We start from the raw sequence: 17,418 nt of genomic DNA, 5'->3' as shown, positions 1-17,418 counted from the left end.
ATTCTCGCACAAGGAATCGTATAGATTTCCTTGTTTATTTCTTCTTTTTTTAAGTTATTAAACTCTTATTTATTATTTAAACTATTTTTAGTTATTTTCATTTAATTCAAACTTATTTGTTAAGTTAATTTGGGGCGTGTTTTTGTGCAAAGTCGCACTTCCGAAATTTTTAATATTTTTTAGTATATATGATTTATTTGAATGTTGTATTCAATAGTGATTTTTATACAAAGCATTCTTAATTAATTTTCACTATAATGATTTATATAGAAATCATTCTTTATTTAAAAATTAACAATGCTTTCTATAGAAAGCATTATATACTACAGTAGTATAATATTCATATAGAAAAATCATTCAAGGTGGAATAAAATGATTAAAAGGGAAATGTATCTTGACCAGATCCGCAAAATTATGGGTACGGATTTTATAAAAGTGATTGTTGGATTGCGCAGGTGTGGAAAAACATCTTTACTGAAAAGCATCATGGATGAGCTCCAAAATCAAGGGATCAATAAGCAAAACATAATCTATATTTCCTTTGAATTGGTTGAATACAAAAATATTTTCACATCCGAACAGTTGGATGAAACCGTATTGAATCTAACCAAAAATCTTGAAGGCAAGATATATCTTCTTTTTGATGAAATCCAACAGGTTGAATCATGGGAAAAATCCATCAATTCCTATAGGGCTTCATTTGATTGTGACATTTACATTACAGGATCCAATTCAAAGCTATTGTCAAACGAGCTTGCAACTTTACTTGCCGGAAGATACATTAAAATCAATCTGTATCCATTTTCATTTAAAGAGGTATTGCAATACCGCCGGGAAATAGACAATGAGGAATTAAACAATGAATCAATAAAAGAACATTTCAATCAGTATCTCCTATTCGGAGGGATGCCTGGTTTGCTTCCAATAAGAGATGACGATACAAAAGTCAATGCTCTTCAAGACATTTACGACTCAATAATTGTTCATGATATTCTTTCAAGATACACAATAAATGAAATTGACTTGTTTAAGCGATTTTCACATTACCTTATGAATTCCACCGGACAAACATTCTCCAAAACAAGCATTACAAACTATCTGAAAAGTGAAAACAAAAGAACAACACGTAATACCATATCAAATTTCACGGATTATCTTAAAGACTCCCTATTCTGCAAAAGGGCAAGGCGCCAGGATATTTTAGGCAAGAAAATACTGAAAACCGAAGAGAAATATTACTTGACAGATCAAGGTTTCCACCATGCATTGGTTGACAACAACAAGAACTGGTTGGGAAGGATTTTGGAAAATGTTGTTTTCAACGAATTGGTGAGAAGGGGCTATTCTGTAAAAATCGGAAAGATACGCAATAAGGAAATCGATTTTGTCTGTGAAATGCATGACAGGAGATTATACGTTCAGGTAGCATACCTCCTGTCGTCACCTGAAACAATAGAAAGAGAATTTTCACCATTAATGGATGTTCCGGATAAGTATGACGCTTATGTTTTAAGCATGGATGAGTTTGACATGTCTCAGGATGGAATCAAACATAAAAACATTATTGACTTCTTATTGGATGATGAAATTTAGAAAGTAGGGCGGTTTCACTCGTTTCCCTCACAAGGAATCGTATAGATTTCCTTGTTTCTCTTTTCTTTTTTTTATCCAAAACTATTTTTTTAATAAATAATAAATTATCTCCTGTGTAAGGAGATTATAATATGTCTTATTTAACTACAACCGACAACATCAACTTATTTTATGAGAAGCATGGCGAAGGCGAGACATTAATCTTTTGTCATGGATTAAATTCATCCCATAATGTGAATTTTGATTTTTATAATGAATTTCGTGATGATTATCAAGTCATATTGTATGACCAGCGTGGTCATGGTGATTCTGATAGGGCCACCGGCCATATGAATGTGAAACGATTGGGACAGGACCTGAATGACATCATTGAATCTTTGGATTTGGATGACGTTACTTTGATTGGCCATTCAATGGGTGCTGCCACAATCTACAGTTATGTTGATCAATTCGGTTGCGACAAGCTTAAAAGAATTGTCGCTTCAGACATGTCACCATATATGCGCAATGACGGTTGGAAAGGAGGCATTGCACAAGGCAAATGGAGTGATGAGGATTTCATGGAGGATTTTGACCGCATATTTGATGATGTTGGATATGCTGCATATTACATTACTAAAAACATCATGGATCCAAGACTTTCTAGCATTACAAAAGAAGAGGAATATGAATTGATTAAACAGTATGGTAAAGCAACAGATGCTTTTACAATGGCAAGTTTCTGGTATTCCCTTTTCAGGTCAGACCAACGCCCGGCAATTGACAAAATCACTGTTCCCTTCATGTATATCATGCCTGATTATCCATTATACTCCATGGATGCAGTTGATTATCTTAGAAATCATGTAAAAAGCGATTTTGTTCTAGAAAATGATTTTTCAAACACTACTCATGCAATATGGAGACAAATGCCTCATGAAGTGGCCTGTGCAATAAAGGATTTCATAAATAATTTTTAGTGACATGGAAAAAATTTAAGTACTCCTAAAAATATAATATTAAACATAAATTTAAAAAGGTGGTACTTATGAGTAATATGGCTGAAGCTAGAAGAAACATGCATGAAAGGGAAGAGAAACGTAAAAAAGATGCTAATTCCAAAAAAATGAAGGTTAAGAACTTCTTTTTCGGATGTTGCAAAAACAAATAATTTCTCTTTTTTTATTTTTCACAATAATTTTATGAATGTTCCGCTATTTTTTTAGAATAATTTATTATCAATGAATTACAATTATTTAATTAGGTTGATATAATGGCTAATTTTGAATCATTGGAAAGTGCAAGAGAATTTTTTTACAAGGACAAATTTGCAGTAATGACTGGAGTAACATTGGATGAGATAACAGAAGACGAAGCAATATGCTCTTTGGAATTGACTGATAATCATAAAAACGCTTACGGTGGAGTGATGGGCGGTGTAATTTTCACATTGGCTGATTTTGCATTTGCAGTATTGTCCAATCAAATTCATCAATTGACTGTTGCTCAACAGGTCGATATTCATTACCTGTCTGCTCCAAAAGGTGATAAATTGATTGCTAAGGCAACATGCCGTAAAAGTGGCAGGACTTCCAGCATCGTTAATGTTGACATTTCAGATGACACTGGACGTGACGTTGCTCAATTTATCGGAACAGGTTTTAAATTATGAAAAGAGTCTAATCACTCTTTTTTTCATAACCTAAAAACTTATTTATTTTTAACATTCTATTTAACAATTTATAAAACTCTTTTTTCTTGGAAATTCCTCCGCTCAGGGGATTTAGTTCAAACGCCTTGTCGAATGAGTTTATTGCATCAGCAATTTTTCCCATTCTAATGAATAGTTCTCCCTGTGCAAACCAGATTTCATCGTAACCTGAATCCATTTCCAATGCCTTTTTAAAATTGCTTTCAGCAGTTTTAAAATCATTGTCGTCCCATGATTCTATTGCTTCAAGCATTAGGTCATGGGGAGTTGTGGTGACATTCATTTGTCTTTTAATCAATGCTGACTTTAAATTGATTGCAGCCTTGTTTTTAGTCTCGATCTTAAAGACGAAGTTATAGCAGTTTTCAGCTCTTTTAAAGTCATTCATCCTGCAAAAAACTCTCCCTTTTGAAAGCAGTGCGGGAATGTTGGTGCAGTCTTCCTTCAAGACACGGTTGATGTATTCTAATGATTTCCCGTACTCCTCTTTCAGTTCGAAATACTGTGCCTTATGGAACAGTCCCAGTGGATGGTCGGGGGATATTTCAAGAAGATCATCAATCACTCTTATCGCATCATCGTTTCTTTTCAAGGAAACAAGTGCATTTGATTTTAAAATCAAGAGCTGCTCTGTCTTTTCATATTTTAATTGTTCGTCACATTCCTTAAGCACTATCTCATTATATCCCCTTGCCTTGTCTGTGTCTCCAAGCATATCGGATAATTGTGCAAGGTTGTTGAGGATTCTTATGTCATTGGGTTTTATTGCAAGGCACTCGAGGTAGGTGTTTCTTGCCTTTGCGTATTGCTGGTTTTTCACTTCTTTTCCCGCTTTTTCCAGTAGCTTTTCCATTTTGTCTTTAAAAAACATTTCATTCCTCCTTTATATGCCTTGCAATGTTTACCAATGCATTGAGGTTATATGGGTTCAGATTAAGCAAACGGTTTGTAGTCTCAAGGGACTTGTAGGTTTTGTTTAAGTAATTGAGGGATTGGATTTTAAAAGTCAGCATCTCCTCGTTTTTTGGGTGTTTGTCGCAAATTCGAATGATGATTTTGTGGTATCTTTTAGATTTGTGTGTCTGATTTGTTATGTTGTATATTTCGGCTATCTCCCTCATTCGAATAATATTTTCAATGTCAATATTGATTGTAGATTGCATATTTTTCACCTGCTCTTTGGTGATTACTCAATATTTAATTATTGGCTTTTAAATCTATGTACCTAGTAAATGCAATATTGATGTTCTTGCATTATTAATTTCAAGGTGAAATAAACATTGTTTTCACAATGTAAATGTGATTTTCAATCACAGTTCTTTTAATCTAAAATGGATTGATGTAATTTATTTAAAACATGCATTGGAATTGCAATTGTTTCAAATGAATGTTTCATTTTTAAATTATCATTAAATACTTGTTTAACTATATTTCATCTTAATTATAATCTGTTAATCTATTCATTTGTTTTATTTGCTAAAATGGGGTTTGATTTGATTGTTTTTTGTTTGGTGTAATCAAATTGAAACCATTTACTTTATAAGTGATGAATTCAATACTTATTAAGTGACTAATTAACAAGTCGTGAAAAAACCTTGTTCGAAGTTGCACTGCCGTAACTTCGAATTTTTTTATACAACATTAATTGTTGCGAGTGTAAACATTTATTTTTTTGAGGTATGAAAATGTCAGATTTTGATGAGAAAAATATTTTTGGAAAAGGAGCTCCAAACGATGCATTTGCAGAATTTTTCATTGGAAACTCCTATTTGAATCCATTAGTTGATTTTGAAGATAATCTATTGTTCATTGCCAATGTGACCTTTGAACCGGGTTGCAGAAACAATTGGCACATCCATCATGCAGAATCCGGTGGAGGACAGGTTCTATTATGTGTTGCAGGCAAGGGATGGTATCAGGAAGAGGGAAAGGATGCCGTTGAGCTAAAGCCTGGAATGATTGTGGAAATCAAGCCTAATGTAAAACACTGGCACGGAGCCCAAAAGGATTCCTGGTTCAGCCATATTGCAGTTGAGGTTGAAGGTGAAAACACTTCAAACGAATGGCTGGAAGAGGTCAGTGACGAGCACTACAATAACTTATGATTTCGAAAGGATTTTTCCTTTCAAATTTTTAAATATTCGATTGATTAAACTGATATGTATAAGCAAACCATACCATTTATTTGAATAATTCTTTTCAATTCTTCAAGTGTAATCATTTTTCATGCAATGTCGATTGTGAAATCTACATTACTATACTATTTTTTAAATATCTCTTGCAACAAACTATTATTAGTGATCATAATGGAACTTTTAGACGTGATGCTTAAAAGAAGAAGTACTAGAAAATTCAATGGAAATCCTGTTACTAAGGAGGAACTGGACAAGATACTTGCAGCAGCTCTTCTTGCGCCTACAAGCATGAACAGGAAGCCATGCAACTTTTTGGTCGTTGAAAGAAAGGAGACACTTGAGGAATTGTCAAAAGCAAAAGATCATGGTGCCGATTTGATAAGTGGTGCCGACAAGGCCATTGTCGTTGTTGCAGATACCTTAATTGCCGATACCTGGATTGAGGACTCATCAATCGCATTGACATACATGCATCTGATGGCAACAGAGCTGGGCTTGGGCAGCTGCTGGGTTCAGATACACTTGAGAAGCAAGGACGGCAAGGATTCAGAGGAACTTGTAAGGGACATCGTAAAGATTGACGACCATTACAGGGTTGTTGGAATTATGGCATTGGGCCATTCCGATGACATACCTGGGGCACATGAGCTGGAAGACATTGACAAGAACAAGATTCATTTCCTTGTTTAGTCACTTTGCACCCTTAACTAGTGACAAAATATTTAAATACATTCCTTGTCTATTTTTATATAGAAAAACAAGAGGGTATGAAAATGCATGTTAAAGATTTATTGGACGATTTGGGAATAAGAGTAAAATTGCCACAGCACTGGTATTCAACAGACATAAGCGATGACTTTGAAAACCCTGAACTGTTGGAAAATGATGAAATCATTAGGATTCAAGCTGAAGGCGAAAAAAATACAAAAATCATCGTCATTGATGTAAATGACGGAATGAGCGTAGTCACAAGATTTCCTGATGAAAAGGTCATCGGCGTAAAATACCTTGACAACAAGGATGACTTCGAATACATCGGAAAACCTTCTGAACTTTACTACTGAACAAAATATTTAAATAACTTTCAAATATAAACTTAATTATAAATTAGGAGGAATCAAGTATGGCTGATAAAAAAGCTCCTGCAGACGGTTGGCCTGTAATCAGTGGCGACTATATTGTGGGAGATCCGGAAAGTCCGGTTGCAGTAACTACTCTTGCATCCCACATTGAAGCGGAATTGTCTGGAGCAGCTATTGCAGGACCATGTAAAACAGAGAACTTAGGTATTGAGAAAGTGGTTGCAAATATCATATCTAATCCGAACATTAGATTCTTGATTTTGGCTGGTGCGGAAGTGCAAGGTCACATTACCGGTCAAAGCTTCAAGGCATTGCATGAAAACGGGGCAGACCCTGACAAGAAGAAGATTATCGGCGCAACAGGAGCGATTCCATTTGTAGAAAACGTTCCTCTTGAGGGTGTTGAAAGATTCCAGCAACAATTGGAAATCGTGGACCTCATTGATACTGAGGACATTGGTGCAATCCAGTCAAAAATCAATGAATGTGTTGAAAAGGATCCTGGTGCTGTTGAAGGCGAACCGATTGTTATGGAAGTTGACGAGGAAAATCAAAAGATGGTAATCGTCGACAAGAAGGATAAAAAAGAAAAGAAAGTCAAATCTGAGGCATAGTGCTGCCTCTCCTTATTTATTTTTTTTTAATAGCTATTTTTTTTAAACCCCTTTTCCATAGGGGTTCATTTTTTTGTTTGTCATTTTCACTTTTTAGTGTGTACTCTGCTTGTCACACTTCTGCTTTTTTGCATTTTTTTAAAAAATACAAAACATTTATATACTACCTAAAATATATAGTAATTTGCAGTCGAAAAAATGTAATTTTTTAAAAAAGATAGATAAAACAGTTAAGTTTATATACTATTAAATCCAAAATAAGATTGCAAAAGTGCATCATCTTTAAAAAAATGCACCACTAAAAATCCACGCCATTGTATTTTAAGGTGACAATAAAATAATAGAGAGGTAATAATATGAACGAAAATATTAATTGGAGCGAAAAAGTAAAAGATTTAGATAAAACAATCAGACAAGAAATTGGTATTGACGATGATAATGAAGCTAAACACATCTTAATCAAGGTCCAGACCAAAGCCGCTGAACCTATCGAACCAGCATTCATTGTTGGTGAAGATGAAAGGTTTCTGGACTTATTTGTCCTTTCACCACAAGGACCTGGAATCACTTCAACTGCCGTCCTCAAAGACAACATCCAAAGCGTTGGAGTAATCGGAGGGGTTTCCGCAGAAAAAATCGACCCATCAGAAGTTCCAGAAGAACCTGCACTCCTTGATGATGTTGCAGGACTATACCAATAGTTAGTTTTTGGCTCACCACCAAAAACTAATGCTCATTCCACCCACCATACATAACAATAGAACATTTAGCTTTCTTTGAAAGCTAAAACTCATTTTAAAAAGTGATTAAAATGAAAAAAGTAAAACTAGAAGATATGGCCGAAATATTCTCAGGATTGTCATACAGACGTTATCTCGACGAGACTGGGGATAAATTTAAGGTCATAGTTCAAAGATCCATCAAAAAGGATGGGGAACTTTCAGACTTTGATGAATTAAGCCTTAAAAGCAACATAAAGGAAAGGTACTTCACAAGAGAAAATGACGTGCTGATGAAAATGCCCTATCCGTATGATGTTGTATGTGTCAAAGAAGAGGGTCTGGTTGTAAGCGACAGGATAGCCATCATCAGATTAAGAAAAGACTATGATCCTGACTTTATAGCACATCTGCTGACTAACGCTCACATAAAAAAGCAACTCCATGAACTTGGAAGCAGTGAAAAGATACCACACACCTCACTAAAAGAGATAAAGCAACTGGAGCTTATCGTACCTGATTTTGAAACACAAGTTAAATATGGAGAATTACTTAACACCATCAACGACAAAATCCATGAGGACCTTCGCCAGGTAGAATATGACCGCAATCTCAAGGAAGCGATACTCAATGACCTGTGGGGTGATGATTGATGAGACCAACTTCACTAAACTATAAAATCCTGAAAAACCTCATGTCCAAATCAAGAAGGTTCAATCTGCCATTTGAAATAGACTATATCATAATTTACACCTTCCTATACAAGTACTGTTCAGACAATCTGAAGGACCATTTTATGATGGTCGTCAAGGACAAGGAAATGACACTGGATGAGGCATACAGAGACGAGTACACTCATGAGCTGCTCAGGGAGGATGCAATGCATCTGTTCGGATACCACATTGAAAACCCGGATGCATTCATTGATGAGGTCATAAACAAGACCTACTCCGACAGATTCTTTTTGACAGATTTTTTCAGGGTATTTCCACAAAACATTCAGTTTGCCGAAAACAGCAAGGACAAGAAATACTTTGATTTGTTGTTCAGGACAATGAAAGAGGAGCTCAACATTAAGGAGTATGAATTCAACAATGAAATGAATTTCGCAATAAAGGAAATCATCTTTTCAATATCCAAACTCGACCTGTTTGACAATCAATTCGAATTCAGAAGAGTCTTTGATGTGATTTCAAATTCAAGGATGATGCATATACACTCAAACCCTGATTACATCTCACAGATTCTTTCAACATTGATAGCATGTGAAAAGAAATCAATCAAAAGTGCATACGATCCATTCATGAAGAACGGATCATCCCTAATTAATCTTTCCGACCTTTGCGAGACAGGAGTGACATATTATGGTAAGGAAGGGGACAAGTTAACCTATCTCTACACCATTGCAAGGTTTTTCATAAACATATTCTACTTGAATCATGTCGTATTCAAAAATGAGGATGCCACCCAGTCAATAGATATTGGAGGGGCTTCATTTGATGTGATATTGTCAAAAATTCCCGTATCCATCAAGAACTATCATTCATCCAATAAGAAGCAGAGCTTTGAGATTGCCAAAAGAAGCAAGCGTGGAGAGCTTGAGGATATGCTGCTTGAGAAATTCGGAATGGACAGCAACTCCTTCGAACAGGATTCTGCCCTTAACCTGGCATTGGAAAACCTGCTTGAAAAGATGGATGTTGAAAAGGATTCAGAGGAAAAGTTCACAGGAGAATACGAGTCCCTCAAGGATAGTGAGTTCCTGTTTTTGATTAACTTGATCGATTCCCTAAAGGACGATGGAATCATGGCCATTTCCATTTCACAGAACTTCCTATATAAGAATTCTCTCCAGACACTTAGAAAGTATTTGACCATTGAGAAAAACTACATCGACACCATAATCAGCATTCCAGAAGAGCTTGGCAGGACAAGGCCTGAAGTGGTAATTGTTTTCAAAAAGAATAGAACAAACAGGGATATTCTCTTCATCGACATGTCCAAGGACTATCAGACACAGAAAAGTCCAATGATGTTTCCGGGACTATTCAGGAGAAATCTCATCCTGTCCAATGATACAATCAACAAGATGAGGGATGTGTTTGTCAACAGATTGACAATCACCAAATTCTCCAATGTTGTGAAATTAGGTGAAATCGTGAAAAACGACTTCAACCTGGCGGTTTCACGTTATGTGGATACTTTCGAGGGGGAATTTGTAAAACTGGAAGAGTTGACTTATGAAAAAAGAGAAATTGATGAAAATGTTAAAAGGTTAAACTTAAAAATAGAAAAAATGATGGATGAGTTAAACATCCGTTTTAAGTAGCTCATCCTCTAAAATGTCATCATTGTTTTCAATTTCGGATTTTTTAAAGTAGGACCAGTGGATGATTTCATTTTTGAACAAGTATAATGTACCAAGACCATCATCATTCTCAAAGGTGAATGAATCCTCAAGTCCATTGCCCTCCTTTTTTTCAAATGATGAATGGATTGCATTGTCAATCACAAGTTTGGCGGCATCAACATTAACTGCAAAGGTGTTGTTTTTCATTTTTGAATCGATTATGTAGCTTTTCAGTATTTTTTCATGGAATTCCTTGTAGATTTCACTATTCAAGAACAGCTCAAATCCTTTGATTTCACCATCGACAATGATTAAAACACCTGTTTGACCGTCAACAACCTTGAAATTCTCAAGTATCTTGCCATGATCAATTCTCAGGTTTTCATAGCTTTCCTCCATTGCCTTTGTAGGTGATGAAAATGAATTTTCATGTTCCAGGTCATTAATTGATGACCAGATCACGTTTTGATATGAGTTTGAATCTCTTGAAGCAACTTCCTTTGCCCTTCTGGTTTCATAATTGGCAATGTATGCGGATTGTTTGAATTCACTTTTATACGCCCACCTGTTCTGCTCGGTGCAGCTTACAGGAATTTTCATTTTGCTTTTGCCGTCAATGATTATTGTTGCATTGACAATCCTGTTTTGATCGCCCCCAACAACTTCGTCACCATCAATCAGGATTAATGGGGTCACTGCATTGTTTGTGACAATGAGAGTGTTGACCTGTGAATTTTCACATTCCTTTACTTGAACAAGTCCTAATTCCAATCCTTTTTTAAGGGTTAAAATGTCAATGTATGTTCTTTTAGTTTTTAATGGAATTATTGCAACATTTTCATGTACTTGTGGGGTTAAAAGTTCAATATCCGGGTTTATGCTGATGTCATTTCCTAAGGTTATCATTTTATCACTAATAATCCTCATGCAATTCTAACTGGCTTGGATTATCGCTTAGGTAATGAACATCACTTTCAGGATTTTCAATTTCAGCCACAAACTCGTCGGAATCCAAAACTTTAGCTATTGCATAATTGTCCTTGATGAATTTGATTTTTGCAAAGTATTCATCATTTATCTTGTCATATAATCTGCCCGCACTCATGCTGCCCTTGATTACTGTGCGGCTGCTGTTTGCAATGTATCCTATTTTTCCGAAATGCCTCATTTCACAGGCTATTGACTCTGCATCATGTCTGTTTTCCGGTTCTTTCACTAGCTTGACAATTCCATTCAGTACCAATGGCTTTGCCCCGTACATGCTATCAAATCCAATCACTGTAACATACAAATTTATCACCTTGTGTATATTTTGTGTGTTAATGTATATAATGCTATTGATGATTGTTGGTGTTTAAATGTTGGTAAAAATAAGAAATTGTAGTAGATTTACAATCTACTAACTTTAATTAAAGATTCTACAGGCACGCCTTCGATTTCGGAAAGACCTGCTTTGTCAATTAATACGGTAACGCAAGTTGGTTCGCCGCCGTTGTCTTTTACAGTGTGGATAACTTCTTTTACGGTTTTTCCACTGGTGATTACATCATCAACGATAACCACTTTCTTGCCTTCCACGCTTCCGAAGTTGGTACTTATTGTACCTTCGTCATCTGTTGATTCCGCATCTTTTCTGTGTTTGTGTGGGTGGAAAATTGCTAGGGAAGTAGCTTCTCCGGTCATGTCTTCCATCAAATCAGACATTACGGTTGCAAATGGAATTCCACTAACTGCAATTCCAACGATTGTGTCTGCGTCTCCGTGTGATAATGCCATGTCACTTAAAGCGCCGGAAACATAATTTAAACGGGTTGAGTTTCCACCAATGCTTTTCCAGTTAATAGCAAAATCAACTGGTGCTTCAATCTTTTCTTCAGTTGCTTTCTGGAGTGTTAACCATCTTGCGGTGTCCATACTGACGTTCAATTCGTCAGCGATTTCACCGGTGGTGAATCCATGTTCTCTGAGTTCTTGAGCTTTTGCAATTAATTTTTGTTTCACATTATCACCTTAATCAAGTTCTTCAAAACTAATAGGTTTATGTTTTTGGGAAGATTTGTTAGCAGCAATAACCATTTTAAGAGCTTTAAGTCCATCTTCACCTGTAATTTCAGGTTCTTCTCCGTTCATTACTGCATTTAAGAATGATTTTAATTCGCCTTTAAGTGGCTCTTCATGTTTGATTTGGATGTCTTGGGCAAATTTACCGTATACTTCAATGCTTTGCTTGATGTAATCTACGGAAATGATTCCTGCAGTACCGGTAAGTTCAAGTTCTCTGCGTTTGTATGGGGTTAACCAGTTAACTTCAACGATTCCTGTTGATTCGTTGTCGAAATTAACCATGATTTCCGCATGGTCTTCAAATTCACTGTCATCAAAGCTGCAGTTCATTGAACCGTAAACCTGTGTGACTTCCTCTTCAAATAAGTAATTCATAATGTCTAAATCGTGAATAGCTAAATCAATGGAAACTCCCACGTCTTTTATTCTAGGTGGTAATGGTCCTACTCTTTTTGCAAAAGCAGATACTATGTCTCCAATTACTCCATCGTCAACGAGTTCTTTAGCTTTTTGAACAGCAGGATTGAATCTTTCAACGTGTCCGGTTGCGAGTAGAACTCCTGCCTCTTTAGCGGCTGCAATCATTTCTTCAGCTTCACTGACTGTGAATGCAATAGGTTTTTCAACTAAAACATGTTTTCCATGTTTGATTGCTTCCATTACCACTGCATGGTGGAATGTGGTTGGCACACATACGCTAACAGCTTCAATTTCAGGATTTGAAAGCAATTCACTATAATCAGTAAAACCTTTGGCACCGTATTTTTTCTCAATCTTTTTGAGTGCTCTTTCACTCACATCACTTACAGCAACTAAATTTGCTTCTTCCATTTTGTGGTAGACACGAACGTGGTTTTCACCCATCGCACCTACTCCGACAACTCCTACGTTAATAGTTTTCAATCTAATTCCTCCGTTTAAACATAATCCTCGAAAATTTTTCCAATGCGTCCGCCAAGTTCAACCGCATTTTTAATGGATCCTTTTTCGGTTTGTTCTTTAAGGATTTCTCCTTCCTTTGTCAATAATATAGAATAAATGTTAAATTCATTATCATTCATGCGTGCTATTGCTCCGATTGGCCATTGGCATCCAACTCCGAGTTCCTCTAGCACTTTCTTTTCTGCAAGAACTTCCTGCATTGAGACATAATCATTTAATTTAGATATTTTATCCTTCACATCAGAGTCACGTCTAGTAATGATAGCTAGTGCGCCTTGGCCTGCTGGCGGGGTAATGTAATCCAGTGGAAATACATTCTTAATATATTTAGTAAGATTCAACCTTTTAAGGCCAGCTTGAGCCATAATTGTTGCATCTAAATCAGTTTCCAAGGCTTTTTGAATTCTAGTTTCAATGTTTCCCCTGATAGATTTAAGTTCAAATTCCTTATTGTAATGATTACAGAAAGCTTCTCTTCTAAGACTGCTGGTTCCAAGTTTTGATCCGGGTCCCAGTTCGTTCCAGTCCTTTTTAGAGATTAAAACTTCATTTGGAGACTCACGTTTCGGAACTGCCACAATTTCCAGGTCTTCATCCAGTTCGGTTGGCAAGTCCTTAAAACTGTGCACTGTGAAATCGACTTCCTCTTCTAAAAGGGCGATATCCAGTTCTTTGGTGAAAAGTCCTTTGGAATCCATATTGTACAATTGGGATGTGGTAATCTTATCTCCTTTGGTCTTGATAATTTCCACATCAATAGATTCTTTAGTTATTTTAGATAAACTAGCACAAACTTGCTTTGTTTGAGCTAATGCTAATTGACTTCCACGTGTTCCTACAATCATGTATTATCTCCATGTTTTAAAATTCATATTATAAGTTTTAACTTACAATAATTTGTTACATTTTTAATTTTTGCAATTAATATTTATTAAATGTTTCAATTTTTGCAATAAGTTCATCTTTTTGAAACATTGCGGTAATCTGAGCGGTATATGAAAAGAAGATTTTTATTGTTTTTAACCGCCAAATCGTAAACATCCTCATAATTCTTGTAGTAATCACATTTTTTGTCAAGTTTTTTGGAAATTGAAAGCCCTAAATCTCCTGTCAGTATGATGTTTTTGTCAAGTTTATTCAGGAATTCGGATAATTTTTCCTCATCAATTTCCTCGCAGGTTATTCCGTAATCTCCGCCGATTGATATGTAATAGTCATCCAGTTCACTAATCATGTTTATTGACTCTTTTATGGCTTGTGTGTTGAGTCCTGGATTTATCTCTTCGATTACTGTTGAGTTTTCAATGGTTTTTTTATTTGTTCTGCCAGGAATTCCCTTATAGTTAGCAATGTTTTTGATGATTGTTTCGTTTGGAATTTCCAGACAGATGCAAGTCAGGACAACTCCTAAAACATTGCTCACGTGATGTGGGCCTGGAGCAAATGTCTTCAGGCAGATTTCACCTGAAACAACATTGTCATTAACTGTTTTAACGTTATTGTAGACCAGTTCAACTTTTGTCTTATCTAGGCTGTATTCGACATTTTTCACGGATAATTCTGCACTCTTGTCTGTCAGTGAGAATGTGTTGACCTTATCATGCACAATGTTTGAGTAATGCTCGTCCATAGCCTCCTTTTGGATGCAAACGCAATTGCAGTTAAACACTTGCTTTTTGGCTTGTGAAGCACTGCTTTTTCCTCGTGCAATCGGATAGTCTTCAGCAATGTTTAAAAGAAGCCCCACATCTCCAATTCCGCTGACACCCAATGATGATTCAAAAATTGCTGAGTCATAAATTCTAAAATCAGTGCGCTCTACAGTGCCGTCGGCAATTTTGCAAATTGGGTTTGCAACTTTATATGCCAAATCAATGGCATCCTTAATATTGGCCGGAGTAATGGATATGTTCTTTTTTAAAATGATTTGCCTGTCGTTTTCATACAGTAAGGCTCCCAGGCTTGACAATACCAGGGGGTTCTCGTCTATCAGTATTTCCTTAAGCATGAAAACGGAAGTGGTTTTGCCTTTCACTCCTGTGACTTCGACTTTCTTAATGTCGCTTCCCCAGTCGTTTAGAAGTTCACGGACTATCTCGTGATGTGTTTGAAAAGTATAGTTGAGGTTTGGATTATATTTGGTGATTTCATCAGTGCTTAAAGGCAAGTGAATGGGATAGATGACATTCATGTCTCCTTTGAAGTCTTTCAAATCCTCTAACTGGATTAGGCAAATGTCATAAATCTCAAACAGTTTCTCATCAATGTCATCTAGAGTGTTGTAGATGTCGTATGCTAAAACGTTTTTGTCCTTTTTGGCTAAGCTGATGGCGATTTTCACTCCACCATGTGTTAAATCGATAACAAGATTATTCATCATCACACCGAGGGTTAGTGTTTATTCCGCCTTCTTTTAGTTTGTCTTTTACTTTTTCATAGAAATATTTTGTTGAAGTTCTTATGAAGTAGGCGTCCTTGTCTGCTTTCTTGAATTTGATTTCCTCTTCATAATCTGCTTCCTCGTTTATTTGTCCATCCATTACGAAGACTGCGCTTTTACCTTTCTTAAGCAGTTTGACGGTAATTTCACTGTTGTCAGACACTACAAATGGCCTTACTCCTAGCTTGTATGGACATATTGGTATGATGACAAATCCTGCAACCTTTGGATCAACAATAGGTCCTCCAGCAGACATTGCATAAGCTGTGGAACCGCTAGGTGTGGAGACAATCAGTCCGTCCGCCCTAACCTCTTCTATTGTTTCACCGTCCACTTTTATTTCAAAGTGAAGCATCTTTGCAGGCTTATCGGTCATTATGACTACTTCATTCATTGCTGTGAACATGTTGCTTTCGTGGGAAACCACTAGTCGTGTCCTTTTTTCCTTATAGTAATCTCCTTTCAGAATTTCATCCAATGCCTCAAAGGTGTCCTGAACTTCAATTTCAGTCAGGAATCCTACGGTTCCCATATTTATTCCAAATATTGGGATTTCAGGCTTCATTTTTCCCTGTGCCCTTAATAGGGTTCCGTCCCCTCCAAGAACCAATGCCATGTCGCAGTCAAAATCATTGATTGGCACTGCAAGCTGTTCAAAGTCTATGTTGAAATTGATGTCATCAAGGAAATCTGCAATTTCAGGATAGTTATCCTGTATTCTTTCAATAATTGTTTCCAATTTAGGATTTTCCTTCAGTTCAATGATTTTATCTGCAAGTTGTTTTTCAATGATTACCTCTCGTCCATTGGTTAAAAGATAATCAATTACTTTTGCTGAGAATAATATTGGTCGTTTCTGGTCGATTCTTGATATGACTCCAACTTTTCCAATGAAATCTGTTTGATTGTCATTTAATATGTCAATCATTTGCTTGTGCAGGATTTTATTGTTTGCAGCAACTACGATTGTCTTTTCATAGATGCTCAATATGTTTTCAAGCTTTTGGCCGTATTTGTTTGTGATTATGCATCCTGCCTCTTCAAGAATCAGTTTTGAAGCTGCAATATCTATTATTCTACTTCCTCTCAGGTCAAGGAATGCATCATATCTTCCGCTCGCAACATAGGATAACTCTAATACTACACTGCCTAAAACACGCATTCTACGTGCATTGTCAACCAGTTTTGATGCTTCTGATGTTCCGCTTTTGGTGAATCCTCCAAGAGTCATGTTGCTGATGTTTATGACATTGCTTGGTGTGACCTCTTCATTGTTAAGCCAGCATCCCTTGCCCTTTTCAGCTTCAAAGAAGTTTCCGTTTGCAAAGCTGCTGACAAAACCGAGTTCAACATCATTCAATGTGGACAGTCTTCCCTGTTCAACATTTGCAACTGCAATTGAAATTCCGAATGCTGGAATCTCTTTAATTGCATTGTTGGTCCCGTCAACTGGATCAATTAGAAATATGAATTTTGGAGTTTCGTCCTCTTCCAGGTCTGTTCTTCTTAGCTCTTGAGTTAAAACAATGTTCTTTTGTGTTCCCTTTCCGAGTTTAAGTTCTCCAATCTCTTCGCTTATCAGGTATGACAGTACTGGTGCATTTTTAAGTATGTTGATTAGCTTTTCTTCAGCAATGACATCAATCAGGGATGTGGGAGTTCCATCAGCACCCATCTTTATCTTCTCACCGGATTCCGGCTTTCCAACATATGGGCGAATGGCTCTGCTCACGTCACGAATGATTTCATAAGCCAAGTCTGTTGCTATCTGCTTGTCACGAGCATTCAT

The 17,418-nt window shown here is 36.4% G+C and carries 20 protein-coding genes; 11 read left to right on the top strand and 9 right to left on the bottom strand.

The window, feature by feature from the left end; translation table 11 throughout:
* The first annotated feature begins 372 nt into the window (after window positions 1–372).
* The 4 genes from E7Z78_RS08140 (at window position 373) to E7Z78_RS08125 (ending at window position 3,244) form a co-directional block, all read left to right on the top strand.
* Window positions 373–1,593: an ATP-binding protein gene (locus E7Z78_RS08140; RefSeq protein WP_303724659.1), complete on the top strand. Its 1,221-nt coding sequence runs from the start codon at window positions 373–375 to the stop codon at window positions 1,591–1,593.
* A gap of 131 nt (window positions 1,594–1,724) precedes the next feature.
* A complete protein-coding gene (locus E7Z78_RS08135) occupies window positions 1,725–2,552 on the top strand; it encodes an alpha/beta fold hydrolase (RefSeq protein ID WP_303724658.1) in 828 nt (275 codons plus the stop codon).
* 68 nt (window positions 2,553–2,620) lie between these two features.
* Window positions 2,621–2,743: a hypothetical protein gene (locus E7Z78_RS08130; protein ID WP_303724657.1), complete on the top strand. Its 123-nt coding sequence runs from the start codon at window positions 2,621–2,623 to the stop codon at window positions 2,741–2,743.
* 102 nt (window positions 2,744–2,845) lie between these two features.
* The gene (locus E7Z78_RS08125) at window positions 2,846–3,244 is read left to right on the top strand and encodes a PaaI family thioesterase (protein WP_303724656.1); all 399 of its coding nucleotides are present in this window, start codon (window positions 2,846–2,848) and stop codon (window positions 3,242–3,244) included.
* Between the two features lie 7 nt (window positions 3,245–3,251).
* On the opposite strand, the gene E7Z78_RS08120 is transcribed toward E7Z78_RS08125, so the two are convergent.
* Window positions 3,252–4,154, bottom strand: a complete 903-nt coding sequence (locus E7Z78_RS08120; RefSeq protein WP_303724655.1) for a lipopolysaccharide assembly protein LapB — start codon at window positions 4,152–4,154, stop codon at window positions 3,252–3,254.
* A gap of 1 nt (window position 4,155) precedes the next feature.
* Entirely contained in the window at window positions 4,156–4,446 is a 291-nt protein-coding gene (locus E7Z78_RS08115; RefSeq protein ID WP_303724654.1) for a hypothetical protein, read from the bottom strand.
* A 522-nt stretch (window positions 4,447–4,968) separates the two neighbouring features.
* Between E7Z78_RS08115 and E7Z78_RS08110 the strand changes: the two genes are divergently transcribed.
* The 7 genes from E7Z78_RS08110 to E7Z78_RS08080 all read left to right on the top strand — a co-directional run bounded on the left by E7Z78_RS08110 (window position 4,969) and on the right by E7Z78_RS08080 (window position 10,162).
* On the top strand, window positions 4,969–5,388 hold the full coding sequence (locus E7Z78_RS08110; protein WP_303724653.1) for a cupin domain-containing protein: 420 nt from the start codon (window positions 4,969–4,971) through the stop codon (window positions 5,386–5,388).
* A gap of 201 nt (window positions 5,389–5,589) precedes the next feature.
* The gene (locus E7Z78_RS08105) at window positions 5,590–6,108 is read left to right on the top strand and encodes a nitroreductase family protein (RefSeq protein WP_303724652.1); all 519 of its coding nucleotides are present in this window, start codon (window positions 5,590–5,592) and stop codon (window positions 6,106–6,108) included.
* An 83-nt stretch (window positions 6,109–6,191) separates the two neighbouring features.
* Entirely contained in the window at window positions 6,192–6,482 is a 291-nt protein-coding gene (locus tag E7Z78_RS08100) for a hypothetical protein (protein WP_303724651.1), read from the top strand.
* Window positions 6,483–6,541: 59 nt separating this feature from the next.
* On the top strand, window positions 6,542–7,114 hold the full coding sequence (gene mtrA, locus E7Z78_RS08095; protein WP_394354861.1) for a tetrahydromethanopterin S-methyltransferase subunit A: 573 nt from the start codon (window positions 6,542–6,544) through the stop codon (window positions 7,112–7,114).
* Window positions 7,115–7,470: 356 nt separating this feature from the next.
* Window positions 7,471–7,815: a hypothetical protein gene (locus E7Z78_RS08090; protein ID WP_303724650.1), complete on the top strand. Its 345-nt coding sequence runs from the start codon at window positions 7,471–7,473 to the stop codon at window positions 7,813–7,815.
* A gap of 110 nt (window positions 7,816–7,925) precedes the next feature.
* Window positions 7,926–8,486, top strand: coding sequence for a restriction endonuclease subunit S (locus tag E7Z78_RS08085; protein WP_303724649.1), 561 nt, complete (start codon window positions 7,926–7,928; stop codon window positions 8,484–8,486).
* Window positions 8,486–10,162, top strand: a complete 1,677-nt coding sequence (locus E7Z78_RS08080; protein ID WP_303724648.1) for an N-6 DNA methylase — start codon at window positions 8,486–8,488, stop codon at window positions 10,160–10,162. The genes E7Z78_RS08085 and E7Z78_RS08080 overlap by 1 nt, the downstream gene beginning before the upstream one ends.
* Here E7Z78_RS08080 and E7Z78_RS08075 read toward each other — a convergent pair.
* The 7 genes from E7Z78_RS08075 to E7Z78_RS08045 all read right to left on the bottom strand — a co-directional run bounded on the left by E7Z78_RS08075 (window position 10,142) and on the right by E7Z78_RS08045 (window position 17,418).
* The gene (locus E7Z78_RS08075) at window positions 10,142–11,089 is read right to left on the bottom strand and encodes an ARPP-1 family domain-containing protein (RefSeq protein ID WP_303724647.1); all 948 of its coding nucleotides are present in this window, start codon (window positions 11,087–11,089) and stop codon (window positions 10,142–10,144) included. The genes E7Z78_RS08080 and E7Z78_RS08075 overlap by 21 nt on opposite strands.
* A gap of 7 nt (window positions 11,090–11,096) precedes the next feature.
* Window positions 11,097–11,474 (bottom strand): hypothetical protein, encoded by a 378-nt coding sequence (locus E7Z78_RS08070; protein ID WP_303724646.1) that lies wholly within the window; start codon window positions 11,472–11,474, stop codon window positions 11,097–11,099.
* Window positions 11,475–11,572: 98 nt separating this feature from the next.
* Entirely contained in the window at window positions 11,573–12,184 is a 612-nt protein-coding gene (locus E7Z78_RS08065; RefSeq protein WP_303724645.1) for an orotate phosphoribosyltransferase-like protein, read from the bottom strand.
* 9 nt (window positions 12,185–12,193) lie between these two features.
* Window positions 12,194–13,150 (bottom strand): Gfo/Idh/MocA family protein, encoded by a 957-nt coding sequence (locus E7Z78_RS08060; RefSeq protein WP_303724644.1) that lies wholly within the window; start codon window positions 13,148–13,150, stop codon window positions 12,194–12,196.
* Window positions 13,151–13,164: 14 nt separating this feature from the next.
* Complete coding sequence (hemC, locus tag E7Z78_RS08055; protein ID WP_303724643.1) at window positions 13,165–14,034, bottom strand: hydroxymethylbilane synthase; 870 nt, start codon at window positions 14,032–14,034, stop codon at window positions 13,165–13,167.
* 113 nt (window positions 14,035–14,147) lie between these two features.
* Window positions 14,148–15,566 (bottom strand): coenzyme F430 synthase, encoded by a 1,419-nt coding sequence (cfbE, locus tag E7Z78_RS08050; RefSeq protein WP_303724642.1) that lies wholly within the window; start codon window positions 15,564–15,566, stop codon window positions 14,148–14,150.
* Window positions 15,559–17,418, bottom strand: coding sequence for a bifunctional NADP phosphatase/NAD kinase (locus E7Z78_RS08045; protein WP_303724641.1), 1,860 nt, complete (start codon window positions 17,416–17,418; stop codon window positions 15,559–15,561). Before E7Z78_RS08045 ends, cfbE begins: the two co-directional genes overlap by 8 nt.

Origin of the sequence: Methanobrevibacter thaueri (genome assembly GCF_015062915.1) — an archaeon.
GTDB lineage: Archaea > Methanobacteriota > Methanobacteria > Methanobacteriales > Methanobacteriaceae > Methanocatella > Methanocatella thaueri_B.
The sequence above is the reverse complement of the archived record's forward strand: the minus strand, read 5'-3'. Positions and strand labels throughout refer to the sequence as shown.